This is a genomic window from Paenibacillus sp., assembly GCF_031177825.1.
Lineage (GTDB): Bacteria > Bacillota > Bacilli > Paenibacillales > YIM-B00363 > Paenibacillus_AE.
Window position 1 is genome coordinate 41,830 of sequence record NZ_JAPSKE010000022.1, and the last position, 25,059, is coordinate 66,888.

Here is a 25,059-nt window from a genome sequence, read left to right on the forward strand (position 1 = left end):
GTCCATGTCCTCCTTAAGGATCGTTCCGAAATTCATCTCGACGTCCTTCGTCCGATGCTCCGGGGAGGAGTCTCAGGTTTACGTAGTGCCGAAGGTACGAATGGTCGACTCGGCTCGCCGGCTTGCCCTCGCGTTCTCGCCTGTATCCCGGATCAAGTATGTGACTGGATGTTATCGTCTTCGGAAAATGCGCGCCTTCATGCCCATAATAACGACGAGTTCGCTCTTCCGCCAACTGCAGATTGTTGCAAAACATGTAAAAAACCGAAGTCATGAGCTCGAAATCGCCCGATGCGAGCATAGATCGGTATCCGCTGGGCTGTCGCATGTTTTTCGATGAGGAGTTCCATGGCGGACGGCCCCATCCTTCTAGGTTGTCGTTGTGCCGAAGGACCAAATCCGCTCCAGCTTTGTTCATATTCGTTCCTCTTGGCCGTTCCGGTCCACGGCTCGAAGTGCGAGGCCGTCAAGAAAGGCCCGACCTCTCGGCCGAGCCCCTTCTTTCTATTCGATGGCGATGCGAATCACGGATCGGTCGCTGGTCACGGTTCGTCCCTTCCAAAACAACTCCACCGTCAAGCCCGATGCGTTGACAATCTCGACGGCGACCTTCCCGCCTTCCTTGCGCAGCGCGATATCCAGCGACGCATCGCCGACGCGCGCGTCGCGAAGGCGGATCCATTGCCCTTCCCAAGACGCGGGCACCTTCGGCTCGAGGCGAATGCGCCTCCGGTGCGCCTCGGGCTGCAGCCCGAGGAGATGCATGACGACGGGTACGGCGAGTGCGTACAGCGTCCACGCCTGCGCGATGCAGCCGTAGTCCGGCGACATCTCGCAGATCGACCCCGGCAACGCCATCGAGAAGGACCGGTTCATCCGTCGCAGCAGCTCCATATTCAGCCCTGCGATTTCGATAATGCCGTAGCCCGAAGGGAGGCCGTCGCCGTCCGGGTCCATCTCGCCGAGCAGCCGGTCCATGCCGTTGCCGCAAGCTTCGTAGTTATCCTCGAGTACGGTTCGATCGCCGGTCCAGCGGGATAGCTCCCAGACGAAGCAAATATAATGCGCCGTCTCCTGCGTATTGCAACCCCGCCGCTAAATTATCTTCATGCGAAGTCCTTCCAAGTGAAGTCTTCGCTTAAGACGCCTTCGAAGTCCGCTTCGTCCGCGTTCCAAACTCCTTTCGAAGCGGCCTCCGGCTTGCGGAAACAAACTAAATTCTTATAATAGCCGAACGCCCTGCACACGGCCGGTCTTGCGGCATGGATCCCGCACCGGTCCCGATCGAGATCGTAAAAGATGCATGTGCCGTAGAAGCGTTCCTGCTTCTGCAGCGCCGCCCGCTCTTTCGGCGGCATCGAACGGATTTTCTTATGGATACGCTTGCGTTCGTCTTTGGTGATCGGTACCGGTCCGCAACATAAACCTTTGCACCCCTGACACGGCAGACTTTCCATGGGGACACCTTCAATCTTTAAGATTTCATTGAAACATATACATTTATATCCTAGTCAGAGTCATATTTCAATAAAAAAATATTATATTATAACACATAAATTTATTTTTGTCAATATATTCCCCTTGGTTCTCTAGTCCCTCGAAGTCTTCCGAAACCGCTCCTTTCTCCCCTCGTATGAACGTTGTATATTGTAGGGGTGAAGGAGGTGAATCCGCATGTTCCCGGATCTTCCCGACTTGTTGTTCGAAGCGATCTCGCTTCTCGGCTCGCTCAGCCTGCTATTCGGCTTTATCGGGCTGCGGCTGACCGCAGCGTCGGTCGTCGTCGCCGCCTATTCCGCCTCGCGTTCGCCGTCGAACGGCGCTTCCGCCGATCAAGAGAGGGCCGCCATGGAGTCGATGGCTTCGCTTCGCAAGGCGTTAGGCCGCGTCAGGCGCAAAGCGCCGACCGACGAAGGCGATCCTTCCTCCCGTTCGTATTCGACAGCGACGACCGACTACGAACGAGGAGGAATTTTATTCTTATGGAAACTTCGACCGCATCGGCCGGAGCGTTCGGATTCGCCCGCCTGCGGCGTCCGATCGCCTTCTCCCTGCTGATCGGAATCGCGCTCGCGTTAAGCGGCTGCGGCGCGACGACCGCCCCGATCGACGCGAACAGCGCCGGTTGGTTCGACCATTACTTCGTATATTCGTTTTCCCGCTTGATTTCATACTTCGCTCGTCTGTTTCACGGGGATTACGGCTTATCCATTATTCTGGTGACCGTCTTGATCCGTCTGGCGCTCATGCCGCTGATGCTGCGGCAGCTGAAGAGTCAGTCGGAGATGCAGTCGAAGATGAAGCGTCTCCAACCGGAGCTTCGAGAGCTGCAGGAGAAGTACAAGGACAAGGGAGCGGAGCGCGCCGCCCAACAAGCCAAATCGCAGGAGATGATGGCGTTATATCAGAAGCATCAAGTCAATCCGCTCGCTGTCGGATGCTTGCCCGCCCTCATCCAACTGCCTATATTATTAGGCTTCTATTACGCCATCCGCCGAACGCCTGAAATTGCGTCCCATTCGTTCCTTTGGTTTAATCTGGGACATCCGGACTTGATCTTGCCGTTCCTCGCCGCCGCGGTGTATTTCGTACAATTCAAGGTATCCCAGACGGGCTCCGCTCCGGCGAACGGGCAGCAGGAGCAAATAGCGTTCCTCGGTTTGCTATCCCCGGTCATGATGGGCTTGTTCTCCTTCACCGCCCCCGCCGCGCTGCCGCTATATTGGACGGTCGGCGGCATCATCGTCGTCGCCCAGACGTGGATCGGCAAGAAGCTGTACGGAAGAGACGAAACATAATCGAACCGCAAGAGGCCGGTCCGGGACGTTCCCGGACCGGCCTCTTATTCGTGCGGGTTAGATTACTCCAACCACGACTTCACTTTGTCCTCGTTCGCCTCTACCCATGCCTTCGCGGCATCCGCCGGCTCCGCGCCTTCTTGAATGTCGACCATGACGGCCGCCATCTCGTCCGGCGTCCAATTGAACGCGTCGAGCAGCTTGTACGCGTCCGGATGATCCTTCTCCAAGTCCTTCCGCACGATCGTATGAATTTGCTCGTCACCGCCGTAGACGCCCTGCGGATCCTCTAAATACTTCAAGTCCATCTTCCCGAATTTCCAGTGCGGCGTCCAACCCGTGACGATGATCGGCTTCTGATCGTTGTACGCGGATTGCAGCTCCGTCGCCATCGCGGCGGACGAGCTTTCGAGCAGCGTCCAACCTTCGAGGCCGTAGGCGGGAATCGCTTCTTCCGTAGCCATCATGATGCCCGCGCCCGGTTCGATCCCGATGATCGTGCTGTCCACGAGCTCGGCGACCTCCGGCTTCTTCAGATCCTCGATCGAGGCGACGTCCATGTACGCGGGGACGACCAATCCGACTTTGGTTCCGTCCAAGTTCGGTCCGAGATCGACGAACTTGCCTTCGTTGTCCTTATAATAGCTCTCATGCGTGGACGGGAGCCAAGCGGCCACCATCGCGTCCGCGCTGCCGTCCGAGACGCCCGTCCACATCGGACCCGCGTCGACTTGGAGCATCTCCACTTCGTACCCGAGCTCCTTCTCCAACACGTATTCGACGACGTGCGTGCTCGCGATCTCCGAATCCCAAGCGACGTAAGCGAGCGTCAGCTCCTTCTTCGCCGCTCCTCCCGTAGAGCAGCCCGCCGCGATCAGCGAGGCCCCCAACAAGAGCGCAATACTTTTCCCCATAGACTTCTTAAACATTCGATCCTCTCCCTTTCCTATGAACAAGATGATGTGTGAATCGATCCAACACGATCGCCAGGATGACGACCGCGAGGCCCGCTTCGAACCCGACCCCCGTCTTTACTTGGGTAATCGCTTGGTACACCTTCGACCCGACGCCCTGCGCCCCGATCATCGAAGCGATGACGACCATGGATAACGACAGCATAATCGTCTGGTTGACCCCGGCCATAATCGAAGGCACGGCCAACGGCAGCTGCAGCTTCACCAGCTTCTGAACGGGGGTGGAGCCGAACGCTTCGGCCGCCTCCACCAAGTCCTTAGGCACCTGCCGAATGCCGAGATTCGTCAACCGAATCGTCGGCGGAATGGCGAAGATGACGGAAGCGATGACGCCCGGCACGACGCCCAGCGAGAAGAAGGACACCGCCGGGATCAGGTACACGAACGCAGGCATCGTCTGCATGAAGTCGAGAATCGGCGTGACGACGTTTCGTACCGTATTGCTCTGCGCGCACCAGATGCCGAGCGGGACGCCGAGCACGATGGAGATGACGGCCGAGGTGAGCACCAGCGCCAACGTCTGCATCGTCGGGTCCCACAGTCCCATATTCCAGATGAGCAGAAACCCGACCGCCGTAAAGACCGCGAGCCGCCAGCGCCCGAGGGCGTATGCGATGCCCGTAAGCAGCAGGATCGTGATCGGAGCCGGTATCGCTTGGAACACGATTTCGAATCCGTCGACGACGGAACCGATGACCATTTTTATAACGTCGAACAAGGGCTGGACATGGTTTTCCAACCACGATTCCAGCGCTTCGACCCACTTCCCTAACGGTATTCTGGGAATTCCCATGTATTGACTTAACCTCCTCCCACGTTTTGATTGCCGGCGAGCGCGCCGAGGACGGAGCCTCGGATAATGATGCCGCGCAGCTTGTTATGCTCGTCGACGACCGCGACCGGTACGCGGGTGTCGCTCATGATTTGAAATAAATCGTTCAAGACCGTGTCGGGACGCACCTCGGGCACGTCCTTGATCATAATGTCCTGCAGCGTCTTCCCGTCCTTCACCGCGGACGAGGCGTCGTCCGCCGTCACGACGCCGAGCAGGTTGCGCTCGTTGCCCACGACATACAGACTGGAGACGCCTCGTTCCTTCATGAGCTGCAGCGCGACGCGCGGGCCACGGTCGGGCGATACCGTCTCCGGCCGCCGCATGACGTGGGCCGCCGTCAGCACCTTGGATAAGTCGACGTCCTCGACGAACCGTTCGACGTAATCGTTCGCCGGATTCGTCAAGATTTGCTCCGGCGTACCGATCTGCACGACGGCGCCGTCCTTCATGAGCGCGATCCGGTCGCCGATGCGCAGCGCTTCGTCCAAGTCGTGGGTAATGAAGACGATCGTCTTCTTCATCTGCGCTTGGAGCTGCAGCAGCTCATCCTGCATGTCTTTGCGGATCAACGGATCGAGCGCGCTGAACGCTTCGTCCATGAGCAGCACGTCCGGGTCGTTGGCGAGTCCCCGCGCGAGTCCGACCCGCTGCTGCATGCCGCCGCTCAGCTCATCCGGCTTCTTATGTTCCCAGCCGCTCAGGCCGACGAGTTCTAACGCTTGCATGGCTTTCTCGCGGCGCTGCTTCTTCGGCTCGCCTTGAACCTCGAGGCCGTATTCTACATTTTCCAAGACGGTACGATGCGGGAATAAGGCGAATTTCTGAAACACCATGCTGATTTGCTTCCGCCGGATGTCGCGCAGCTGCTCCGCGTCCGCCTTCACGATGTCTTTCCCGTTGATCAACACTTGCCCGTCCGTCGGCTCGATCAAGCGGTTCAACAGCCGCACCAACGTCGACTTCCCGCTGCCCGACAATCCCATGATGACGAATATTTCGCCGGGCTCGATCGAGAAATCCACCCGGTTCACGCCGACGGTCAGCTCCGTCTCGGCTAAGATCTTCTCCTTGGACCACCCTTGCTTCAGCAGCGGGAGGGCCCGTTTCGGGTCGTTACCGAATATCTTGGTCACCTGCTTCGCCTCAATGATCGGCATCCTGCTCCCCCTCTCTTATGTTCCGTTGCGCCTTTATTGCTCTGGGCTTAAGTCTAAAGGTAGGGGGACGATAGGGTCAAAACGGAAAATGGGTCGTATGGTTTGTAAAGTTTAAACTTTACGTACATTACGTACAGAATACTCTAATATACTCCCAATTCTGCCCACGGCTTTCTCTTTACATGAAGAGCATCGTTTCCTACAATGAGGATTAATGTCTCAGCGGCTCGCGACTCCCCCGCAGAAGGAGGGAAACACAACGAATGAATAAACTACAAGGCCTATCGAACGAGCAAATCGATAAGATTCAGTCCATCCGCCAGCGCGTCATCGAGACGATCGGCAGCAATATGGACTTATACGGGATTACCTTGTCCATCGGGCATATGTACGGGCATATGTATTTTCAGAACGAACCCGTAACCCTCGACGAGATGGGCGACGTCATGGGCATGAGCAAGACGAGCATGAGTACGGGCATGCGTACGTTAATCGATCTCAAGATGGTCCACAAGGTATGGGGGAAGGGATCGCGGAAGGATCTATACGTCGTGGAGCACGATTGGCACCAGACGTTCATCGACTACTTCTCGGTGCAATGGCGCAAGTCGATCGAGATGAACATCTCGGCGATCAACAAGGCGCTGGCCGAGGTGAAGAAGCTCCGTCGCGAAGCGCAGGAGACGCAAGACGGCCCGCTCTCCGACGTATTGGATCATGACGAGAAGAAGCTGGTCGAGGCGCGGAAATACTACTTGTGGCTCGGCCGGCTGATCGACGCCTTCGAGTCCGGCGATATTTTCGAGCTCGTGCCGAAAGAGGAATAATACGAAAGCGACCGCATCCCCGGAGCGTTCCCCGGGGTCGCGATCGCTTTTTTTCGTTGGGTTTTATTTCGCCTTCTGCTTGCGGCCGGGGAACGGGAGCCTGCCTCCCTCGCGCTCCTCGAACGGAGCCGCCCCCCGGCCCTTGCCGGAAGCGGGTCGAAGCTCGCCGTTGAACGCCTTCAACATGGCGACCACCATCAGAATCAGCACGAAGGACAAGGGGAAGGCGGCCACGATGATCGCGGTTTGCATCGCCTCGAGACCCCCGGACATCGTCAGCACGACCGCGGAAGCGGAAAGCAGGAGCCCCCAGATCGTCTTCACGCTCGTAGGCGGATTGAGACTGCCGTTCGTCGTCTGCATCCCGAGCACGAAAGTGGCGGAATCGGCGGACGTAATGAAGAACGTGGAGATGAGAATCAGCGTGACGATCACCAATACCCCTTGCAGCGGCAGATGTTCGAATACGGCGAAGACGGCCGTCTCGAGCGCCTGGTCCGAGATCGGCACTCCGAGCCGGTATTCCAAATCGAGCGCGGTGCCGCCGAAGACGGCGAACCAGACCGTGCACACGAGCGTCGGAATGACGGTGACGGCGACGACGAATTCCCGGACCGTCCTTCCCTTCGATACGCGGGCGATGAACGTACCGACGAACGGCGCCCAGGCGATCCACCACGCCCAGTAGAAGATCGTCCAGCTTTGCACCCATGCCGCTCGCTCGGGGTTGAACGGCGCCAGACGCAGCCCCATGCTGGGCAAATTCTGAATGTATTCGCCGAGCGTCGTGATATACAGATTTAATAAAAACACTGTAGGACCTACGAACAGCACCGTGAAAAACAAAATCGCAGCCAGAGCCATGTTGATATTGCTTAGATACGTGATGCCCCGCTTCAGCCCGGTTCCCGCGGACAGGATGAACAACACGGTCACGACGGCGATAATCGCGAGCTGAATGCCGAAGTTGTTCGGAATCCCCGTTAAGTAGCTAAGGCCTCCGTTAATCTGCGCCGCCCCCAGCCCGAGCGACGCGGCGACGCCGAAGATCGTCGCGAACACGGCGATCGTATCGATCGTCGTGCCGGTCACGCCTTTGGTTCGTTCGCCGAACAACGGAATGAGCGCCGCGCTCATAAGACCCGGATACCCCTTGCGGAACTTAAAGTATGCGAGCGCGAGCGCGATCGTCGCATAGATCGCCCAGGCGTGAAAACCCCAATGAAGATACGTGTACCGCAGCGCGAGCTTCGCCGCTTCGTCGGTTTTCGCCTCGCCGAGCGGCGGACTGGCGAAGTGGGAGATCGGCTCGGACACCCCGAAGAAGAGCAGCCCGATGCCCATGCCCGCGCTGAACAACAGCGCGAACCACGTCAATCGATTGAAGTCGGGCACGTCCTCCGGTTGCCCAAGCTTGATCTTCCCGTACCGACTGAACACCAAAAACACGGCGAACAGTAAAAATAAGGTGGCGCACAATTGATAAAACCAACCGAACGATTCCAGGAAGAACGACTGCAAACCGCTCATCACGTCCGACAACCGGTCCGGAAACGCCGCGCCCCATCCCACGAATACAAGGCACACCGCCAAGGCGATCCAAAACACCTTCGTTACCTGCCGCATGACATCTCACTCCTTGCCCATAGGATGCCGAGTTCCTTCGACTCCCATGCAAGGGGGACCCTGCTTTTCGCGCTGCTTCTTATCGGGGGCGCAACCCCGTCATTCCGGGCGGTTGGCGGAAGCGTTGCCGATTACGAACGGCGAGACGACGCCTTCGTAGGCGAGGTGCATCGACATTCCGATCGCCGCGTGGATCAGGTTGTGGCAATGGTCCATCCATACGCCGGGGTTGTCGGCCCGGTACGCGACTTCGTACGTATCGCCCGGAGCCACGTACAGCGTATCCGAGTACCATGGACTGCCGCCGACCGGGGCGCCGTTCCGGCTGAGCACGAGCATATGGTGACCGTGCAGATGCATCGGATGATCCACCATGCCGCGATTCGCGATCGTCGTCTTTACCAGATCGCCTTCCCGTACCATAAACATCGGCGTATTCGGGAATACGTGCCCATTGATCGTATACAGCTGCTCGAACGTTCCGTTATAGAAGCCGAGCTTGTTATCCAGGATCATCGTGAATTCCCTGTCGAATACGCTGCTTAGATCGAACGGCAAGGCGGCGGGCTTGCCGTAGAACGCCGGATCGAACCGTTCCCCATCCGGGACGGGCGGCGCCTCGCCTTCGCCGTCGGCGCTAAACAGCAAACCCGTCCCCGCTCCCCTCCCGACGGCGAGATACACCGGTTGCTCCGGCATAACGAATTCCACGTCGTACCGGCCGCCTGTCGTCAGCTCCAGTCGCGCGTCGGTCAAGTCGCTCGGCTCGTTCCACTCGACGCCGTCGATCGCGACGACCTTGAAGGGAGCGCCCACGATTCGGTATGCCTGCTGGACCCAGTTGTCGGTGTTGATCAGCCGCAGCCGCACCGTCGTCCCCGGCTCCGCGGATACGCGCTTCAGCGCCTCGCCGCCTAGCGGGTCCCCGATCGCGAGCCCATAGCCCTGCCACTCGTGGGTCATCACGGTGACGTCCATTCGTTCCGCCGAACCCGCTCGCCCCGCGAGGGGCTTCGGGTCGACGATCAGGGCGCCGAACAACCCCATCTTAACGCCTTCAGCCGAATGCTGATGCGTGTGATACCAATACGTTCCCGTCTGATCGGCGACGAATCGGTACACATGGCGCTCCCCCGGCATGACCGCATTCTGCGTCGCCCCGGCCACCCCGTCTTCCGCGTTCGGCACGTTCAGCCCATGCCAATGCAAGGTCACGCCTTCTTCGATATCTTTGTTCACTAACGTAACCTCCACCAGCTGTCCGTATTCGAATCGCAGCTCGGGCCCCTGCAGTTGACCGTTATACGTCCATGCTTCCATCGTCCTGCCGTTCGGGAGCGTCACGAGCTTCTTCTCGGCGGTTAAGGTGACCTTCCGATCGGGCGTACGGTCCCTTGGGCCCGTCAACGACTCAACGCTCGTCGGAACGACGGAACGATGATCGCCGTGACGACGCTCGCTCGGAACGCCTCCGCCGAAGTCCATAGAGCCGGTCATCATGCTCATCTGTCCCGGCAGCTTCGAAGCGAGCGAACCGAAGTACATCCATCCCGCGAAGATGGCCGAGGCGACCGCGACCGTCCCCAGCATCCGCAGCCACTCGCCGCGAGATCCGTTGCGGTTGCGCCGCCGCTGATGATAGGCGGAGCAAGCGATCAGAACCGCCGCGGCGGCGAGGGGGGTCAGAATTTCGACCCAGCGGAACGGCACCGGCGGGGCGAACAAATAGTAGAGGCTAAGCCCGGTCAGCCATGCGGCGACTCGAATCGGCAACGCGAGGAGCGGATGGCCGGCCCCGGCGCGCAGCTCGTCGCCGATCGCGGCGTCGTCCCGCGCCGGCGACGCGGTCCGGATCGTCCTCGCGATTCTCGGGAAGGCGAGGCCCGCGGCCGCGAACGCCGAGAGGAGCAGCAGCGGAAGATGCACGAGCCACCTCTCCTGCGTGAACATCCACCCGAGCTCCTGATGCATGCGGGAAAACACGACGAGGCGGCCGGCCGCCGCCAGAATGCCTAACGAGCCCGCGGCCAGCGCGACCCATCCCCGCCGAACGAGTTTCTTGCGATCCTTCGAGGCGGACATGCGCGAGGCTCTCGACGCCGCGATCCAAAAGCAAACCAAAGAAATGAAAATCAATCCGCCGTCCAAGCCGAATAACAACGGGTACATAAGCGATTCCCCTTTTTCGCAATCCAGATTCCGGTTCGTCGAACCACGTTCATCTTATCGAACGGAATGGATTCGCTTGAAGGGGCTGCGGAACGGTTCCTTCCCAGCCCGGAGTCGTGCCCCTCGAAGAACGCGAAAGAGGCCCTCGCCCCATCGGAGCGAATCTCCGATGGAGCAAGGGCCGACCGCCGCCTGCAATTATACAGTTATTCGTTCCGGGATAACCTTCGAAGTTTACAGCACCTGCGAAAATACCTTTATTTCCCGCTTCCGCGAAACAACATCGCCGGAATACCTGCAGGTTTGCAGATATTCCGCCATTTCACGCCTTTTTCCGTTCAATTACATGTATTTCTACATTCCCCGCTCCGTCAGAACACGAAATCCTCGTCCCGCAACGGTTCCACGCGAATCGTGCGCACGTAGCCGTTCCCCTTCTTCGAGAAGAAATCGTGCTGCTTCGTCTGGGTGCGAAGCCCGTTCATGACGATCGGATTGATCTCTTCCTCGGCGAAAGGCGGCTCGAGGCCTAAGTTCATGAACGCCTTGTTCGCGTTATAACGAAGGAACGCCGTCACTTCGCCGGCCAGTCCGACCGGTGCGTACACCTCTTCCGTGTAGCGCGTCTCGTTGTCATGAAGCAGGTCGAGCAGCCCCCGCACCGTCTCTTCCGCTTCCGCTTGCTCGCCCGGAAGCAGCTCCGCGAACACTTCCTGGGCCAATACGCCGACGTACAGGCCATGGATGCTCTCGTCCCGCAAAATCAGATCGATGATTTCGCCGCTGCTCGTCATCTTCCCTTGCCCCGCCAAGTAAAGCGGATAGAAGAAGCCGCTGTAGAACAAATAACTTTCGAGCAGCACCGAGGCGGCCATCGCCAAGTACAGCCCTTTCCGATCCGTAATAGAATTGTAGTAAGCCGTCACCGTCTCTGCCTTCCGCTGCAGCAGCGGATGCCGCTCCACCCAGCGGAACAGACGATCGATCTCTTCGCCCGTCGCGAGCGTCGTGAAGATGCTGCTGTACGACTTCGCGTGGATTTGTTCCATCATCCCCATAAAGCTAAGGACGGCTTTGCGCTGCAATCCGTCGACATGCTCGACGAGCCTCGGCATGCCGACGCCGCCCTGCACCGTGTCCAGCAGCGTCAACCCTGCGAGCACCTTCATATAGACGTCGCGCTGCTCGTCCGTCAGCGTCAGCCACGACATCTTGTCGTCCGACAGCGGAATCTCCTCGTCCGTCCAAAATTGCATAATGTTCTGATTCCAAAAGTTGATCGTAAAGTCGTCGTCCGACCGGTTCCAATTCACGGCGCGCAATACTTCCATGGCGGTTCTCCTATCTAGCGTTTTATACCGAGCAGGCGATGCAATCTTCCACGGACAATCGGTTCGTTCTCGTATAATACAGCGACTTCAACCCTTTGCGAGCCGCGTAAATATAATATCGGGCGAGCTCCCGCGTCGTAATGTCGCTGTTCACGTGCAGCACGGTCGAGATGCCTTGGTCGACGTGCGTTTGAATTTCGGCGATCAGATCGAGCACCTTGAACTGGTTCATCTGGTAGGCCGACTTGTAGTAAAACACGTTATCCGGCTGCAGGAACGGCATCGGATAGTACGTCGTCGAATTGGCATACGTCCTCGTCTCGATGAGCTCGACGATCGGCATAACGCTGGACGTCGCGTTCTGCACGTACGAGATGCTCTGCGTCGGCGCGATGGCCAAACGATAGGCGTGGTATAACCCATGCCGCTTGACGCCCTCCTCGAGCCGCTTCCAATCGTCTTGCGTCGGCAGCCCGACGCCTTCGAACAAGGCTGCGACGCGCGGCGTCGCCGGACGGTAATCCGTCTCCCGATAGCGGGCGAAATAAGCGCCGGACGCGTACTCGGACCGCTCGAAGCCTTGGAACGTCTGACCGGTATCCCGCGCGATCCACATGCTCTTTTCGATCGAATAGTAATTGACCGCCATGAAGAACGCCCGGACGAAGTCCTTCGCTTCTTCGCTCTCGTACGCGATCTTGTGTTTCGCCAAGTACCCGTGGAGGTTCATGGCGCCTAACCCGACCGAGTGCAGCTCGCGGTTCGCCTTCGCGACGCCCGGCGCGTTCACGATGCCGGTCATGTCGCTGACCGCGGTCAAGGCGGTCATCCCCTCGTGCACCGACTCCCGGATTTTGCGAAGCTCCATCACGTTCGCGATGTTCAGCGACGCGAGATTGCAGCTAATGTCCCGACGGATGAGGTCGGGCTGGCCGTAATCGCCGATTTCCGACGTCTCCTGCAGCTGGAATATTTCGGTGCACAGATTGGACATCCGAATGCTGCCGATGTTTTTCAACGCATGGCCGCGGTTCGCGTTCGTCTTGTTCATGATGTACGGGTAACCGGACTCCATCTGCACCGAAGCGATTTTCACGAGCATGTCTCTGGCGCTCATGACGGCCTTCTTCTTGACGCGGTCGTCGGCCAGCAGCGTCTCGTACATGGCGTCGATGTCCAGATCGTCGAGATGCGCGCCGTACGCTTTGTACACGGTGTAGGGCGCGAAGACATGAAGCGGTTCGTTGCGCTCCGCCAAGTCGTAAAACTTCTGCGGCACGATCAGTCCGATCGATAACGTCTTCAGCCGGGTCTTTTCGTCCGCGTTAATTTTCTTGCTGTCTAAGAACTCCATTACGTCCCAGCCGAAAATGTTATAGTAGGCGGCCCCGGACCCTTTCCGCTGCCCCATCTGATCGGCGTAAGAGAACGCGTCCTCCATCAGCTTCAGCACCGGCATGATTCCCTTGGCCGCGCCTTCCACCCCTTTGATCGACTCGCCTCTCCCCCGCAGCTTCGACAGGTTGACCGCGACGCCGCCGCCCAGCTTCGACAGCTGCATGCAAGTGGAGAGCACGTAATTAATCGAATTCAGCGTATCGTCCATCTCGAGCAGGAAGCAGGACACCATCTCGCCGCGTCGGCTCTTCCCCGCGTTGAGGAACGTCGGCGTCGCCGGCTGCACCCGCTGCTCCATCATCGCCCCCGTCAACGCGCGAGCGACGTCGACGTTCCCGCGACCCAGATGAAGCGCCACCATGGCGACGCGGTCCGCGTAATGCTCGTAATACTTCGTGCCGTCGTTGCTCTTGAGCGCGTAATCCGTGTAGAACTTGCTGGCGGCCATATAGGAAGGAAACGTAAAGTCGTACCGATACGCGATCCGATAGACGTCGTCGACTTCTTCTTCGGTATAGGACGCATAGACGTTTTCATAATAGTCGTGTTCGATCAAATACTTCATTCTCTCCTTCGTCGTCGCGAAGACGACGCTCTTGCCCGCCACCTCGTCCATGAAAGCGGCGACCGCTTCCCGGTCCCGCTCCAACCGGAAGAAGCCTTCCCGATCCCGCTGCATCAGCAAATTGTTCAATTCAATATGTCGCAAGACGTTGTACCCCCGTGAGAAAAGTTTGTACGTCGCGGCTCGTGCCCGACAGCTCGAACTTCGAGACGATCGGCACGCCGAACGTCCGAGAAATATAGTCCGCGCTCTTCGCGAAGCTTTCGCCCCAATTCCGATTGCCGCTGGCCGCCACCCCGCGAAGGAAAGGAGCATTGTTCTTCAAGAACGCCATGACGTTCTCGGGCGGCTGGCCGAACCCGGTCGTATACGTGACCAACACGAACGGCTCGTCCACCGTCATTTCGTCCTGAATTTTGCGCGACGGCAGCTGCAGCTTCCGAATGAAGCGCTGCACGTTGCCCGTTCTGGATTCGAACATCACTAACATCGTCGATCAGGCTCCTCTCCTGCGAAAAAAACATAGAAAAAGCGTACCCGGCAAGGAACGCGATGCCGAATACGCTTTGAGGACAGTCCATGCCGATAGAGCACGCTGCAAACGAAGCAAACGTCGGACACCTTCCTATCTGCCGTAGGGGTTGTCAAGAATAGGCAGGTCTCCTGGCTCGGAATCGACATGCGCTTCGCCTTCCCGGCCGAATACCGGCCAGTGGCGTATCGAAGCGCACTCCTCCATACAGTGGCGGGACCGCGCCGGATTTTCACCGGGCTTCCCTATTAAGTCTACTTTCGGTTCGAAAGTAAGACACCTATTCGAATAACAATATGTAGATGTTGGATACTAATTTATCTCAATATATTGAGGTTGTCAACGACAATAACGAAAAAAACGAGAAGCCGCGCGAGGCGGCTCCTCCTTCTTCTTCGCTAGATTTCGACTCTTCCCTCGTCGCGAGCGGTTCATTAAGCCTCAGCGTTTGCAGCAACCTGTACAGCAGCTCCGCGCTTTCGGCTCTCGTGGCCAAGCGGTTGGCCTCGATGGCGAATGTGTCTTCCTTCGCCATAATTCCGTTCGCTAGAAGCATATCCACCGCTTCCTCGGACCACGCCGCGAAGCCTCGATCGGGCTCGAAGTTTTGCGGCTGCTCGCTTTTCAACACGGGTCTTCCCGAGTACCCGTAGGCTTTGAACAACCCTAGCTTAGAAGCGGTCTCTACAGCGTCATAGTACCAATCCTCCGGCGCGACATCCTTGAATGTCTGACTCGTCGCTCCTGTCGTCGCCGCGATTCCCAGCGCGCGAATGAGCATCACCGCGAATTCCGCTCTCGTAACGGTGTTGTTTGACCTCAATTCTTACATAGTTTTATAGGGAATTTCACATCCTACTAAATATATAGAAAAAGAGCCGAGCGACGCGCGCTCGACTCTCGATTCCTCTACCGTCCCGGTGTTCGCGCGTCGAACGTCTTCACGACCAAGTCCGCCGCGCCCAAGTCTTCGGCCTCTACCATGACGCGAATGTCTCCCGCTTCGAGCGTCGACTGCACGATCGCCAGCGCCAAGCCGTTGAACGTCCGGCGGCGATTCGACTTATAAGACTCATGGCAGTCGGGCTTGCCGTTGTCGGTGCCGATCAGCGCTCCCGCTCCTTCCACGCGGAACGCAAGCTGCACGTCTGCTGTCGGTACGGTTCTGCCCGCCTCGTCGACGACGCGCACCGTCACATGGCATACGTCTCGGCCGTCCGCCGCGATCGTCGCGCGATCCGCCTCGACCCGGATCGCCGCCGGTTCCCCCGTCGTCGCGACCTCCGTCTCCACGACGATCGCGCCGCCCCGGTACCCGACGAGCCGCAGCGTGCCCGGCTCGTACGGAACGTCCCACGTCAGATGCAGATCGGACGTCGTGACGTGGACGTACGGCCGTTCGAAATGCGCCCACTCCTTCGTCATCCCTTGCCGGGGAAATTCATACGACTTCATCCCGAACGACTTGCCGTTCACGAACAGTTCCGCGCTCTCGCAATTCGTGTAGCAGAGGACCGGAATGACCCTCCCTTCCTGCCCCGTCCAATTCCAATGCGGAAACAAATGAGCCATCGGCCGATCCGTCCACTGACTCTGATAGAAATAATAGCCGTCCTTCGGGAATCCGCACGTGTCGATCACGCCGAAACTGGCGTTCTTGTTCGGCCATCTCGTCTCGCCGATATAATCGATGCCCGTCCACATGAAGTCGCCGGCGACGAAGTCGTGCATGCGCGTATACTTCCAGAGCTGCTCGACTCCGATCATGGCCGTCGGATACGGGCCTCGCCACCACTGATCCGTAGGCGGCTCCAGCGAATAGTCTCCCCGGACGGATACGATGCCCGGATTTTCGGTCCCGATGACGCGTCGATGCGGGTACCGATGCCGGTCTTCGCTATAGAACGTCTCCGTCCGCGTACGCCACCGCCCGACGTAATTGTAGCCGACCACGTCCAGCGTCTCGAGGAACGCTTCCGTCGCGGGAACCGGCTCCGCTTCGATGTTGTCGCAAGCCGCGGTCACGAGCCGCGTCGGATCTTCGCGGCGGCAGACGTCGATCAGCCGACGGGCGACGTCGTGCCCGTTCGGCTCCCGCTGCTCCGGAATTTCGTTGCCGATGCTCCAGATGACGACGGACGGATGATTGCGGTCGCGCCGCAGCATCGTCGTCAGATCGCGCTCCGCCCACGCGTCGAAATACTCGGCGTACCCGTGAACGTCGGCCCGGCCGTTCTTCCACTTCGTGATCGTCCATTCGTCGAACGCTTCGCCCATCACGAGGAAGCCCATCCGGTCGCACAAGTCGAGCAGCTCGGGATCGGGCGGGTTATGACTCATTCGGATGCCGTTCACGCCCATCTCCTTCAGCAGCTCGAGCCGACGCTCCCATACCCGCTCCGGCACGGCCGCCCCGACGCAGCCGCCGTCATGGTGAAGACAGACGCCGTTGATCTTGACCTGGCGGTCGTTCAGCAGAAACCCGCGGTCCCGATCGAATGCGGCGGAACGGACGCCGAAGGTCGTCTCCTCCGCATCGATCGTCACGCCTCCGCGGATCAGCGTCGTTCGAAGGGTATATAGCTGCGGAGCTTCGACGGACCACAGCGCCGGCCGTTCCAGCCGAAGCTCCTGTCGCGCCTCCAGCGCCGCCCCGGCTTCGATCGTCGCGAGCGCCGCTTCTGCGCAAGCGACCGCGGCGCCCCGCGCATCGAGCACCTCCGCTCGAAGCGCGATCGCCTCCGCCGCTAGATCGCCATCGTTGACGACGCGCGTCCCGACCGCGACCGTCGCTCCGTCCGGCGAGACGTCCGGCGTCGCGACGAAGACGCCGTAGCGGTCGATATGCAGCCGATCCGTCGCCTGCAGCCATACGCGGCGCGTGATGCCGGAACCCGAGTACCAGCGCGAATTCGGCTGCGCGCCGTTATCGACCCGGACCGCGACGACATTCGTGCCGCCGAAGACGAGATGCGGCGTCAGCTCGTATTCGAAGCTTCCGTAGCCGAACGGGTAACGCCCCAGATGCGTCCCGTTCACCCAGACGTCGCTGTTCATGTAGACGCCGTCGAACTGGACGGTCACCTTCCGGTCCCGCCACGCCTCTTCAGCGACGAACGTCTTGCGGTACCAGCCGACGCCGCCCGGGAGATACCCGCCGTCGCCGCCGGAAGGGGCATGCTCGTCGAACGCGCCCTCCACGCTCCAGTCGTGAGGCGCGTGCACGGTTCGCCAACCGCCGTCGTCGAACGCGGCCGCCTGCGCTCCGTCCGGATCGCCGAGCGCGAATCGCCAATTCCGATCGAACGAATATCTGTTTCTTCCTTCCATGTCCGTTCCTCCCCGTTTCAAGAAAGAGGCCCTCCCGTCCGGGAAGACCTCCTCGTATCGACTATCGCTTCAGCATGCGAATCCCGTTCGTCGGCAGCTCCAGCGCGCCCGTTACGGACCCGCCGTTCACCAGGTCGACGTATGCGCGGCCGTCGAGCGCGACGGTCTGCGGCGCGCCGCTGAAGTTCATGACGAACACGTACTCGTTCTCCCCGTCCGTCCGCGCCTGCGCGGTGACGCCCGCCGGGAGATCGGCCTCCAGCACGCGTTTCACGCCCGCTTCCGCTGCCAGCTGCGCGTAGAACCGCTCGTAGAACGGCTCCTTCGCCCGCGTCGCCAAGTAGTACGCCTTGCCTCGGCCGAACCGGTTCACCGTCAGCGCCGGGCGCCCGGCGTAGAAGTCGCTCTCGTACGTCGCGAGCACCTCGGCGCCTTCGCTGTGGATCAGATCGCACAGCTCATGCGACTCGTACGCCGCGCCGCCGTAGACGAAGCCGTTCGCATCGTGCGGATGCAGGCCCTCGATCTCCTCGGACCAGAGGCCGAGCGTCTTCCGCAGCGGACCCGGGAAGCCGCCGAGATGGCATAGATCGTTCTCGTCCACGATCCCGCTCCAATACGTCGTTACGAGCGTGCCGCCCGCTTCCACGTACGCTTCGAATTTGCGCCCCGCGGCAACGTCGAGCATGTACATCATCGGCGCGACGACGAGCTTGTACGCGGACAAGTCCGCGTGGCGGCTCACGACGTCGACGGAGATGCCGAGCTCCCAGAACGCGCGGTAATGCTGCACGACCGTCTGCTCGTAGTGGACGCCCATGTTGCGCGGGCCTTGCGCATCGCGGATCGCCCAGCGGTTGTCCCAGTCGAACACGATCGCGACGCGCGCGTCCGTGCCCGCGCCGAGCACCTCGCCCGACAGCTTCTCGAGCGTCTCGCCGACCTCGGTCACGTCGCGGAAGACGCGCGTATGCTCGTGGCCGACGTGATCGACGACCGCGCCATGGAACTTCTCGCTGGAGCCCCGGCTCTTGCGCCACTGGAAGTATTGCACCGTATCCGAGCCGTGCGCGACCGCCTGCATCGAGCTCAGCTTATGCATGCCCGGCCGCTTCAGCTTGCTCACCGGCTGCCAGTTCGTCAGGCTCGGCGTGCTCTCCATGAGCATGAACGGCTTGCCCTTAAGCGAACGGAACAGATCGTGATTGAACGCGAACCACGAGGCGACCTGAGCCTCGCTCGCCTCGGCGTGCCAGGTCGGGTACGCGTCCCAAGAGACGACGTCCACCGCTTCGGCGAACTTCCAATAGTCGAGCCCGTCGAACAAATCCATCATGTTCGCCGTCGCTGGCAGCGCGGGGTTCGCCGCTTTCAGCGGCGCTTCCTCCCACCGATAGAAGTCGATCGTCTGATCCGTGACGAACCGCCGCCAGTCGACGTTCATGCCGTGCACCGCCATCTCCCCGTGCGGCGCGGGCGACGAAATTTGCGACCAGTCGGTGATCGTATGCGCCCAGAACGCGTTCCACCATGCATGGTTCAACGCCTCGAGCGTGCCGTACTTCCGCTTCAGCCATTCGCGGAACGCTTCTTGGCAATACTCGCAATGGCACTCCCCGCCGAATTCGTTGGAAATATGCCAGCCGACCACGGCCGGATGATGCGCGTACCGCTCCGCCAACTTCCGGTTCATGATGGCGACCTTCTCGCGGTAGACCGGCGACGTGTAGCAGTGATTATGTCGGGCGCCGTGCAGGTTCCGCACGCGATTGGCCCCGACGCGCAGCACCTCGGGATACTTCTGCGACATCCAGGCCGGGCGCGCGCCGCTCGGCGTCGCGAGCCACGCGTACAAGCCGTTCGCCGCGAAGTCGTCCAACGTCTTGTCGAGCCACTCGAACGTAAATACGCCCTCTTCCGGCTCGAGCGCCGCCCAAGCGAAGATGCCGACCGCCATGACGTTCGAATGCGACAGCTTCATCAGTCGAATGTCTTCCTTCAGCACCTCCGGCGCATGAAGCCATTGATCCGGGTTATAGTCCGCCCCGTGCATGAAGACGGGCAGTTTATCGCTGATCGGGGGAAACCGCTTGGTCATAATGCTCTCCGCTCCTCTGTTTCCATGAATGAAAGTAAAACGCAGCGGCACAAGGATATACGGATATACCGTCCTCTAAAGGACGGTATCCGTTTACCGATACGATTCAGGCGTTACATACGAGCCTGAAGTCTTTTCTGCCGCTGTGGGCGAAGCTTCTTATTGATTCGCCAGGAACGCATCGATCTGAGCTTGCAGCTCGGCTTGGATTTTGTCGACGCCGGCGGCCTTCAGCTGCTTATTCAGTTCCGCGATGCCTTGGTCGATATCCTTCACCAAGCCGTATTCGAGCGGAATCGCGTAGCGCAGCATGACGTTGCCGACGGCCGCGATCTCCGACTTCACCTTGCTGTTGTCGAAGACGAACGTCTCGAGCGCGTAGTGGTAGACGCCGCTCTCGAAGCCTTTCACCATATCGCTGACTTCTTTCGGGAACGCTTCGTTGGTGCGGTTAAGCGGCGAGTTGAAGCTCCAGTTAGAAAAGCCCGTGTAGTTCGCGCTCTTGTCCGTCGCTTTGAACAAGTCGTCGCCGACCGGCTCATAGTGCACGCCTTGGACGCCGTACATGATCAGATCGTGAATTTCCTTGTCGTACTGCATCAGATCGATCAGCATCAGCGCGCGCTCCGGGTGCTTCGACGTCGCATGGATCGCCGTGCCGTTCTGCGTCGAGATCGCGACCGACTTCGCCTTGCCTACGTTGATGTCGGCGACGGCGACTTCGTACGGGGAGCCCTCGCGGCGCATCTGCTCCATGAGGGAGCCCGTCGTGCCGGTGTTATGGGTAATCGACGCCGATTTGCCTTGGCGGAAGTCTTGCTGATGGTCGTTCTTGCTGTTCAAGACGTTCTTGGACCATGCGTTGTTGTCCGCGAGATCCTTGTAGTACACGGCCAGATCTTTAAACTCTTGCGTCTCGTACACGTTGAACACTTTGCCCTTCTCGTCCTTCAGCTTGAACGCGAACGGAAGATCGAGGTCGAACATGTTCCATTCGTTCTGCTGCTTGAGCAGGATCCGGTCCAAGTTGTGGTATTTCCAATCGCCCGTCTCCGGCGTGAACGGCGTGACGCCTTTCTCGTTCTGTGCGACCGCCTTCAGATAGTTCGCGAACGCTTCCGGGCTGTCGATCGCCGGGAGGTTATACTTCTTGCGCAGATCCTCGCGGTACAGGATGATCTTCTCGACCGATTCGCCGTTGTTTTGCGGCACCATATACAGCTTGCCTTGCACCTTCGCTTGATCCCAGTTGACCGAAGGCGTCGATTCCCAGGCCTTCGGAGCGTACTTCTGCAGCATATCTTCCGTCAGCTCGAGGAAGCCGCCTTTGAGCGCCTGGTCGTTATATCCGGCCCAGTTCGCCGCATAGATGAGGTCGAAGTCTTCGTTCGCCGCGAGCATCATCGGATATTTCTGCGCCCAATCGGACCAATCGAGGAACTCGCCTTCGAGCGTCGCGTTGATTTTCTCTTTCAGCTTCTTGTTGACTTCCGCGAAGACGGTGTCGTAATCGACCGGCTTCGGACCGACGAAGACCATCTTCAGATTGACCTCTTCGGAGGTGTCGATTCCGCCTTCGCTCGGCGCGGCGGCATTATCGGTCGTCTCCTGCGCGTTGCCCGTTGCAGGCGCTTCGTCGGCGGAACCGCCGCCGGCGTTATTCGCGTTGCCGCCGCATGCGGTAAGGACCATGACGATCGCAAGGATTGCAGCAAGGAACATCGATCTGTTTTTGTTTCGCATCGAGGTACTTCCCCCTAATAATTAATAATATTGATAAACCAGGAATCCCTGGGTTCACCCTTTGACTGCGCCGATCGTCATCCCTTGCACGAAATACTTCTGAATGAACGGGTACACCGCGAGGATCGGACCGGTCGCCACGACCGTCATCGCCATCTTGAGTCCCTCCGAAGGCAGCGAGGTCGTATTGACGGCCCCGGCGCTCATCATAGCTTTCCTCATGCCGTCCATATTGCCCAGCATTTTGTAAAGATAATATTGGAGCGGCACCAGCTTCTCGTTCGAGACGAACAGCAAGGCGTTATACCAATCGTTCCAATACGCGAGCGCCAGGAACAATCCGATCGTGGCCAAGGCCGGCTTCGACAGCGGAAGAATGAGCTGGGCGTAAATCCGGAAATCGCCGGCGCCGTCGATCTTCGCCGATTCGACGATCGCCTCCGGGATGCTGCTCATGAACGACTTCATGACGATAATGTAGAAGACGTTCAGCATCATCGGGACGATCAGCGCAAGCGCGGTGTCCTTCATCTGCAAATAGTTGACGATCAGCAAATACCACGGGACGAGACCGCCGCTGAACAACGTCGTGAAGAAGAAGTAGAACGCGAAATGGTTGCGCCACTTAAAGTCCTTCCGAGACAACACGTACGCCGTCATCGAGGTGAGGAACAGTCCTAGGAACGTACCGACCGCCGTCACGCCGATCGTCACGACATACGCGTTGATCAGCTGCTGCGGATATTGAAACAAGATGCTGTACGCTTCCGTCGAAAAGTGCAACGGAAGGAATTGGTATCCTTCCACGACGATCGTGCTTTCTTCCGTCAGGGACGAAGACACGACCAAGATGAAAGGAACGATACAGAGCACCGCCAGAATCGTCAATGATACATACCCGATCGTCGAGAAGAGCGTCCGGTCCAGGTGGCTCCGTCTTCGAACCGCCGGAACGAACGGTTTGCCGAAGCTCACATCCTTAGCGTTCATGTCGTCGCCTCCTTTAGAATAATGCGCGGTCTCGGTCGTATCGACGGACGGCGTAGTTGACGAGCATAATCGTCGCGAAGCCGAGCACCGATTGGAATACGCCCGCCGCGGCCGACATGCCGATATCGTTCGAAGTGATGAGCGAACGGAAGACGTACGTGTCGATGACGTCGGTGGAAGAGAACAGCAGTCCGTTATTTCCGATCATGTTGTAGAACATGCCGAAGTCGCCTCGGAAGATGTTGCCTACCGCGAGCAGCACCAAGATGATAACCGTCGGATACAGATTCGGAATCGTCACCTTCATGACCCGTTGGAAGATGTTCGCTCCGTCGATTTCCGCCGCCTCGTACATCTCCGTATCGATGCCGGTGATGGCGGCCAGGTACATGACCGTTCCGTATCCCAACGTCTTCCACGCCGACACGGCGATCAAGATGAACGGCCAGTACGAAGGCGTGTTGTAGATGTCGATCGGCTCCAATCCGAGCCCGCGCAAGAGCGCGTTCACGGTGCCGATGTCGTAGTTTAACAAGTTATAAGCGATCGCGCCGACGACGACCCACGAGATGAAATACGGGAGGAACAAGACCGACTGCGTCAGCTTCTTGAACCACTTGCCCCCGACCTCGAACAGCAAAATCGCCGCGAAAATTTGGAGCAAGTTGTTTACGACGATGAACGCGATATTGTACAACGCCGTATTCCGCGTCACCCTCCAGGCATCCCCGGATTCGAAGAAAAACCGAAAGTTGTCCAATCCGTTCCAGGCGCTTCCGAAAATGCCGCCGATATAGTCGTAACGCTTGAATGCGATTACAATCCCCGCCATCGGGAGATACGCGAATATCAGGTAAAATAGAACGGCCGGTGCCAACATCAGCAGGAGGATCTTATACCTTGCCAAGTCATCCCAGAACCTGCGCAGCCTCATTCTCGATCCCTCTCTTCTCTCTATGTGTACCTTCATTATAGAAAGTTTTCAGGCCCGAAATAATTAAGGGGAACAACGAAAAGTAATACGAATTCAACGATTCTTCCTTCGGCACGTTTATAAAAAAAAGACGCCGGTTCGGATCCCGGCGCCCCGTCAGACCTTATGCTTCTTCCGATACTCCCCGGGCGTAACGCCCGCGTATTGCTTAAACTGCCTGTTGAAATAAATAATGTTCTTATAGCCGACCTGGTCGGCGATTTCGTAAATTTTCTTCGTAGGGTCTTGCAGGAGTTCGCATACTCGCTTCATCCGCAGCTCGTTCAGGAAGTCGCTGAACAATCGATTCGTTTCCGCCTTGAACAGATGGCCCAAGTAATTCGGAGTGAATCCGAAGTGAGCGGCGACTTCGTTCAGCGTAATTTTCTGATCCAACCGCTCCTTCACGTAATCCGTAATCTTATGGATCAACCCGCGCTTCTGCTTCTGTCTCTTGAGGTACAGCAGCTCGGACAACTCGAAGAATCTCCTTCGAAGCCAGGAGATGATGTCGTGTACGGTTTCGAACTGGAAGAGAATGAGAGGCTGATGGCTCTCCCACTTCAAAATGTCGTACAGATGCTCGTTCATCTGCTGCAGCTCCGCATGAAGCTTGGAATTGATCCGGATGATCAGGTCGTAAATTTCGTTCTTCTGGGACAACGGGCTGTCCCCGCCGAACAGCTCGAGCAGACAATCGTCGACGGTGACGAGGTCGTATTCCAGCATCGCCTGAAGCATCCGGTTGACGACTTCCTCCACGTCGGCGGCCATCTTCGCCTTCGGTGACCAGACGGAGGCGTCTTGGATGAGCCGATTTTTCCCGACGATCCACTTGATGCTTAACGCCGCCTTCGCCTGCCGATAGGAATGATGAAGCTCGTCCGCTTGGGTCGTATGCTTCCCCGTCCCGACCGTGATCGAGAAAGCGAACGACTGATAGAAGGATTGGATCAACCGTTCCAGCAGCGCCTTGGCTTCGTCCTCCGGCGGCGTCGTCAGCACGACGAACCGATGATCGTGGCCCGCGATGACGGTGCCCAAGCGGTTGTCTCTCGCGAAGCCGCGGATGTAGTCCGCAACCTTCCCGATGAACGCGTGCCGTTCTCCCTCGTCCATGCCTTCCAGCTTCCAGGTCAGATCGTCGACTTCGACGAGCGCTACGGCCGAGCCGCCCGATGCGACCGGCGTCAACAAGCCGCGGACATGCGAGTCGATCTGCTCCGGCGTCCCTTCGTGGAACCAGCGCAGCAACAGCTCTTGGTTCACGAGCGATAACGTCTCCGATAACGACGCCCGCTGCTGCCGTTCCCGCTCGATCTTCCCGGCGAGCTCGACCAGCATATCGTTCAGCTCGCGATCGTCCACCGGCTTCAGCAAATACCCGGAGGCCCCCAGTTGAATCGCTTCCTTCGCGAAGCCGAAATCCTGATGCCCGCTAATGAATACGACTTGAACTTGGGGGTTCGCCTCCTTGGCCTTCCGAACGAACTCCATGCCGGACATGATCGGCATCCGAATGTCGGACAACACGACGTCGATCGATTGCTGCTCCATGATCTTGAGCGCCTCGAAACCGCTGGAAGCGGTTCTTACGCTTTGGAAGTCGACATGCTCGTTGCCCGCCACCCGCCTCCGCAGCCACTCTAAGTCGACTGCTTCGTCGTCTACCAAGAGAATATTAATGTCCATAGGTTGCTCCTCCTTCCATCA

20 protein-coding genes and 1 riboswitch are annotated in these 25,059 nt (G+C 58.8%); of the genes, 3 read left to right on the forward strand and 17 right to left on the reverse strand.

Annotated elements, in window-relative coordinates:
- Positions 1-504 precede the first annotated feature (504 nt).
- Both RIN49_RS21175 and RIN49_RS21180 read right to left on the reverse strand, forming a co-directional pair.
- Complete coding sequence (locus RIN49_RS21175) at positions 505-978, reverse strand: hypothetical protein (RefSeq protein ID WP_309122142.1); 474 nt, start codon at positions 976-978, stop codon at positions 505-507.
- 128 nt (positions 979-1,106) lie between these two features.
- A complete protein-coding gene (locus tag RIN49_RS21180) occupies positions 1,107-1,457 on the reverse strand; it encodes a YkgJ family cysteine cluster protein (protein ID WP_309122143.1) in 351 nt (116 codons plus the stop codon).
- Positions 1,458-1,674: 217 nt separating this feature from the next.
- Here RIN49_RS21180 and RIN49_RS21185 point away from each other — a divergent pair, with 217 nt between their 5' ends.
- Positions 1,675-2,058, forward strand: coding sequence for a hypothetical protein (locus RIN49_RS21185; protein ID WP_309122144.1), 384 nt, complete (start codon positions 1,675-1,677; stop codon positions 2,056-2,058).
- On the forward strand, positions 1,983-2,798 hold the full coding sequence (gene yidC / locus RIN49_RS21190) for a membrane protein insertase YidC (protein WP_309122145.1): 816 nt from the start codon (positions 1,983-1,985) through the stop codon (positions 2,796-2,798). The genes RIN49_RS21185 and yidC overlap by 76 nt, the downstream gene beginning before the upstream one ends.
- Before the next feature lie 62 nt (positions 2,799-2,860).
- Here yidC and RIN49_RS21195 read toward each other — a convergent pair whose 3' ends face one another.
- From RIN49_RS21195 to proV, 3 genes are read right to left on the reverse strand one after another with little or no spacing between them, the layout of a single operon-like run.
- Positions 2,861-3,727: a glycine betaine ABC transporter substrate-binding protein gene (locus RIN49_RS21195; RefSeq protein WP_309122146.1), complete on the reverse strand. Its 867-nt coding sequence runs from the start codon at positions 3,725-3,727 to the stop codon at positions 2,861-2,863.
- Complete coding sequence (locus RIN49_RS21200) at positions 3,720-4,565, reverse strand: ABC transporter permease (protein ID WP_309122147.1); 846 nt, start codon at positions 4,563-4,565, stop codon at positions 3,720-3,722. The genes RIN49_RS21195 and RIN49_RS21200 overlap by 8 nt, the downstream gene beginning before the upstream one ends.
- Before the next feature lie 8 nt (positions 4,566-4,573).
- Complete coding sequence (proV, locus tag RIN49_RS21205) at positions 4,574-5,764, reverse strand: glycine betaine/L-proline ABC transporter ATP-binding protein ProV (RefSeq protein WP_309122148.1); 1,191 nt, start codon at positions 5,762-5,764, stop codon at positions 4,574-4,576.
- A 263-nt stretch (positions 5,765-6,027) separates the two neighbouring features.
- Here proV and RIN49_RS21210 point away from each other — a divergent pair, with 263 nt between their 5' ends.
- Entirely contained in the window at positions 6,028-6,591 is a 564-nt protein-coding gene (locus RIN49_RS21210; protein ID WP_309122149.1) for a GbsR/MarR family transcriptional regulator, read from the forward strand.
- Positions 6,592-6,654: 63 nt separating this feature from the next.
- On the opposite strand, the gene RIN49_RS21215 is transcribed toward RIN49_RS21210, so the two are convergent.
- From RIN49_RS21215 to RIN49_RS21270, 12 genes are all read right to left on the reverse strand, one after another.
- The gene (locus RIN49_RS21215) at positions 6,655-8,217 is read right to left on the reverse strand and encodes a glycine betaine uptake BCCT transporter (RefSeq protein WP_309122150.1); all 1,563 of its coding nucleotides are present in this window, start codon (positions 8,215-8,217) and stop codon (positions 6,655-6,657) included.
- Between the two features lie 99 nt (positions 8,218-8,316).
- Complete coding sequence (locus RIN49_RS21220) at positions 8,317-10,386, reverse strand: multicopper oxidase family protein (protein WP_309122151.1); 2,070 nt, start codon at positions 10,384-10,386, stop codon at positions 8,317-8,319.
- 371 nt (positions 10,387-10,757) lie between these two features.
- Complete coding sequence (gene nrdF, locus RIN49_RS21225) at positions 10,758-11,717, reverse strand: class 1b ribonucleoside-diphosphate reductase subunit beta (RefSeq protein WP_309122152.1); 960 nt, start codon at positions 11,715-11,717, stop codon at positions 10,758-10,760.
- A 22-nt stretch (positions 11,718-11,739) separates the two neighbouring features.
- Entirely contained in the window at positions 11,740-13,824 is a 2,085-nt protein-coding gene (nrdE, locus tag RIN49_RS21230; RefSeq protein ID WP_309122153.1) for a class 1b ribonucleoside-diphosphate reductase subunit alpha, read from the reverse strand.
- Positions 13,811-14,170 carry a class Ib ribonucleoside-diphosphate reductase assembly flavoprotein NrdI gene (gene nrdI / locus RIN49_RS21235; RefSeq protein ID WP_309122154.1) on the reverse strand — a complete coding sequence of 120 codons (360 nt, stop codon included), beginning with the start codon at positions 14,168-14,170 and terminating at the stop codon, positions 13,811-13,813. The genes nrdE and nrdI overlap by 14 nt, the downstream gene beginning before the upstream one ends.
- Positions 14,171-14,316: 146 nt before the next feature.
- Positions 14,317-14,511, reverse strand: a riboswitch (cobalamin riboswitch).
- A 23-nt stretch (positions 14,512-14,534) separates the two neighbouring features.
- Complete coding sequence (locus RIN49_RS21240; RefSeq protein WP_309122183.1) at positions 14,535-14,993, reverse strand: S-layer homology domain-containing protein; 459 nt, start codon at positions 14,991-14,993, stop codon at positions 14,535-14,537.
- A 128-nt stretch (positions 14,994-15,121) separates the two neighbouring features.
- A complete protein-coding gene (locus tag RIN49_RS21245; RefSeq protein WP_309122155.1) occupies positions 15,122-17,542 on the reverse strand; it encodes a glycoside hydrolase family 2 TIM barrel-domain containing protein in 2,421 nt (806 codons plus the stop codon).
- A 61-nt stretch (positions 17,543-17,603) separates the two neighbouring features.
- Positions 17,604-19,640: a beta-galactosidase gene (locus RIN49_RS21250; protein WP_309122156.1), complete on the reverse strand. Its 2,037-nt coding sequence runs from the start codon at positions 19,638-19,640 to the stop codon at positions 17,604-17,606.
- A 159-nt stretch (positions 19,641-19,799) separates the two neighbouring features.
- Positions 19,800-21,383, reverse strand: coding sequence for an ABC transporter substrate-binding protein (locus tag RIN49_RS21255; protein ID WP_309122157.1), 1,584 nt, complete (start codon positions 21,381-21,383; stop codon positions 19,800-19,802).
- A 54-nt stretch (positions 21,384-21,437) separates the two neighbouring features.
- Complete coding sequence (locus RIN49_RS21260; protein WP_309122158.1) at positions 21,438-22,373, reverse strand: carbohydrate ABC transporter permease; 936 nt, start codon at positions 22,371-22,373, stop codon at positions 21,438-21,440.
- Between the two features lie 13 nt (positions 22,374-22,386).
- On the reverse strand, positions 22,387-23,307 hold the full coding sequence (locus RIN49_RS21265) for an ABC transporter permease (RefSeq protein WP_309122159.1): 921 nt from the start codon (positions 23,305-23,307) through the stop codon (positions 22,387-22,389).
- 156 nt (positions 23,308-23,463) lie between these two features.
- Entirely contained in the window at positions 23,464-25,038 is a 1,575-nt protein-coding gene (locus tag RIN49_RS21270) for a response regulator (protein ID WP_309122160.1), read from the reverse strand.
- Positions 25,039-25,059 lie beyond the last annotated feature (21 nt).

Coding starts and splice junctions, on each gene's coding strand:
- RIN49_RS21240 (WP_309122183.1), bottom strand. CDS start 14,993: ATGCTCATTCGCGCGCTGGGAATCGCGGCGACGACAGGAGCGACGAGT.
- RIN49_RS21200 (WP_309122147.1), bottom strand. CDS start 4,565: ATGGGAATTCCCAGAATACCGTTAGGGAAGTGGGTCGAAGCGCTGGAA.
- RIN49_RS21220 (WP_309122151.1), bottom strand. CDS start 10,386: ATGTACCCGTTGTTATTCGGCTTGGACGGCGGATTGATTTTCATTTCT.
- RIN49_RS21210 (WP_309122149.1), top strand. CDS start 6,028: ATGAATAAACTACAAGGCCTATCGAACGAGCAAATCGATAAGATTCAG.
- RIN49_RS21245 (WP_309122155.1), bottom strand. CDS start 17,542: ATGGAAGGAAGAAACAGATATTCGTTCGATCGGAATTGGCGATTCGCG.
- yidC (WP_309122145.1), top strand. CDS start 1,983: ATGGAAACTTCGACCGCATCGGCCGGAGCGTTCGGATTCGCCCGCCTG.
- RIN49_RS21215 (WP_309122150.1), bottom strand. CDS start 8,217: ATGCGGCAGGTAACGAAGGTGTTTTGGATCGCCTTGGCGGTGTGCCTT.
- nrdI (WP_309122154.1), bottom strand. CDS start 14,170: ATGTTAGTGATGTTCGAATCCAGAACGGGCAACGTGCAGCGCTTCATT.
- RIN49_RS21185 (WP_309122144.1), top strand. CDS start 1,675: ATGTTCCCGGATCTTCCCGACTTGTTGTTCGAAGCGATCTCGCTTCTC.
- RIN49_RS21255 (WP_309122157.1), bottom strand. CDS start 21,383: ATGCGAAACAAAAACAGATCGATGTTCCTTGCTGCAATCCTTGCGATC.
- proV (WP_309122148.1), bottom strand. CDS start 5,764: ATGCCGATCATTGAGGCGAAGCAGGTGACCAAGATATTCGGTAACGAC.
- RIN49_RS21260 (WP_309122158.1), bottom strand. CDS start 22,373: ATGAACGCTAAGGATGTGAGCTTCGGCAAACCGTTCGTTCCGGCGGTT.
- RIN49_RS21175 (WP_309122142.1), bottom strand. CDS start 978: ATGGACCGGCTGCTCGGCGAGATGGACCCGGACGGCGACGGCCTCCCT.
- RIN49_RS21180 (WP_309122143.1), bottom strand. CDS start 1,457: ATGGAAAGTCTGCCGTGTCAGGGGTGCAAAGGTTTATGTTGCGGACCG.
- RIN49_RS21265 (WP_309122159.1), bottom strand. CDS start 23,307: ATGAGGCTGCGCAGGTTCTGGGATGACTTGGCAAGGTATAAGATCCTC.
- nrdF (WP_309122152.1), bottom strand. CDS start 11,717: ATGGAAGTATTGCGCGCCGTGAATTGGAACCGGTCGGACGACGACTTT.
- RIN49_RS21195 (WP_309122146.1), bottom strand. CDS start 3,727: ATGTTTAAGAAGTCTATGGGGAAAAGTATTGCGCTCTTGTTGGGGGCC.
- RIN49_RS21250 (WP_309122156.1), bottom strand. CDS start 19,640: ATGACCAAGCGGTTTCCCCCGATCAGCGATAAACTGCCCGTCTTCATG.
- RIN49_RS21270 (WP_309122160.1), bottom strand. CDS start 25,038: ATGGACATTAATATTCTCTTGGTAGACGACGAAGCAGTCGACTTAGAG.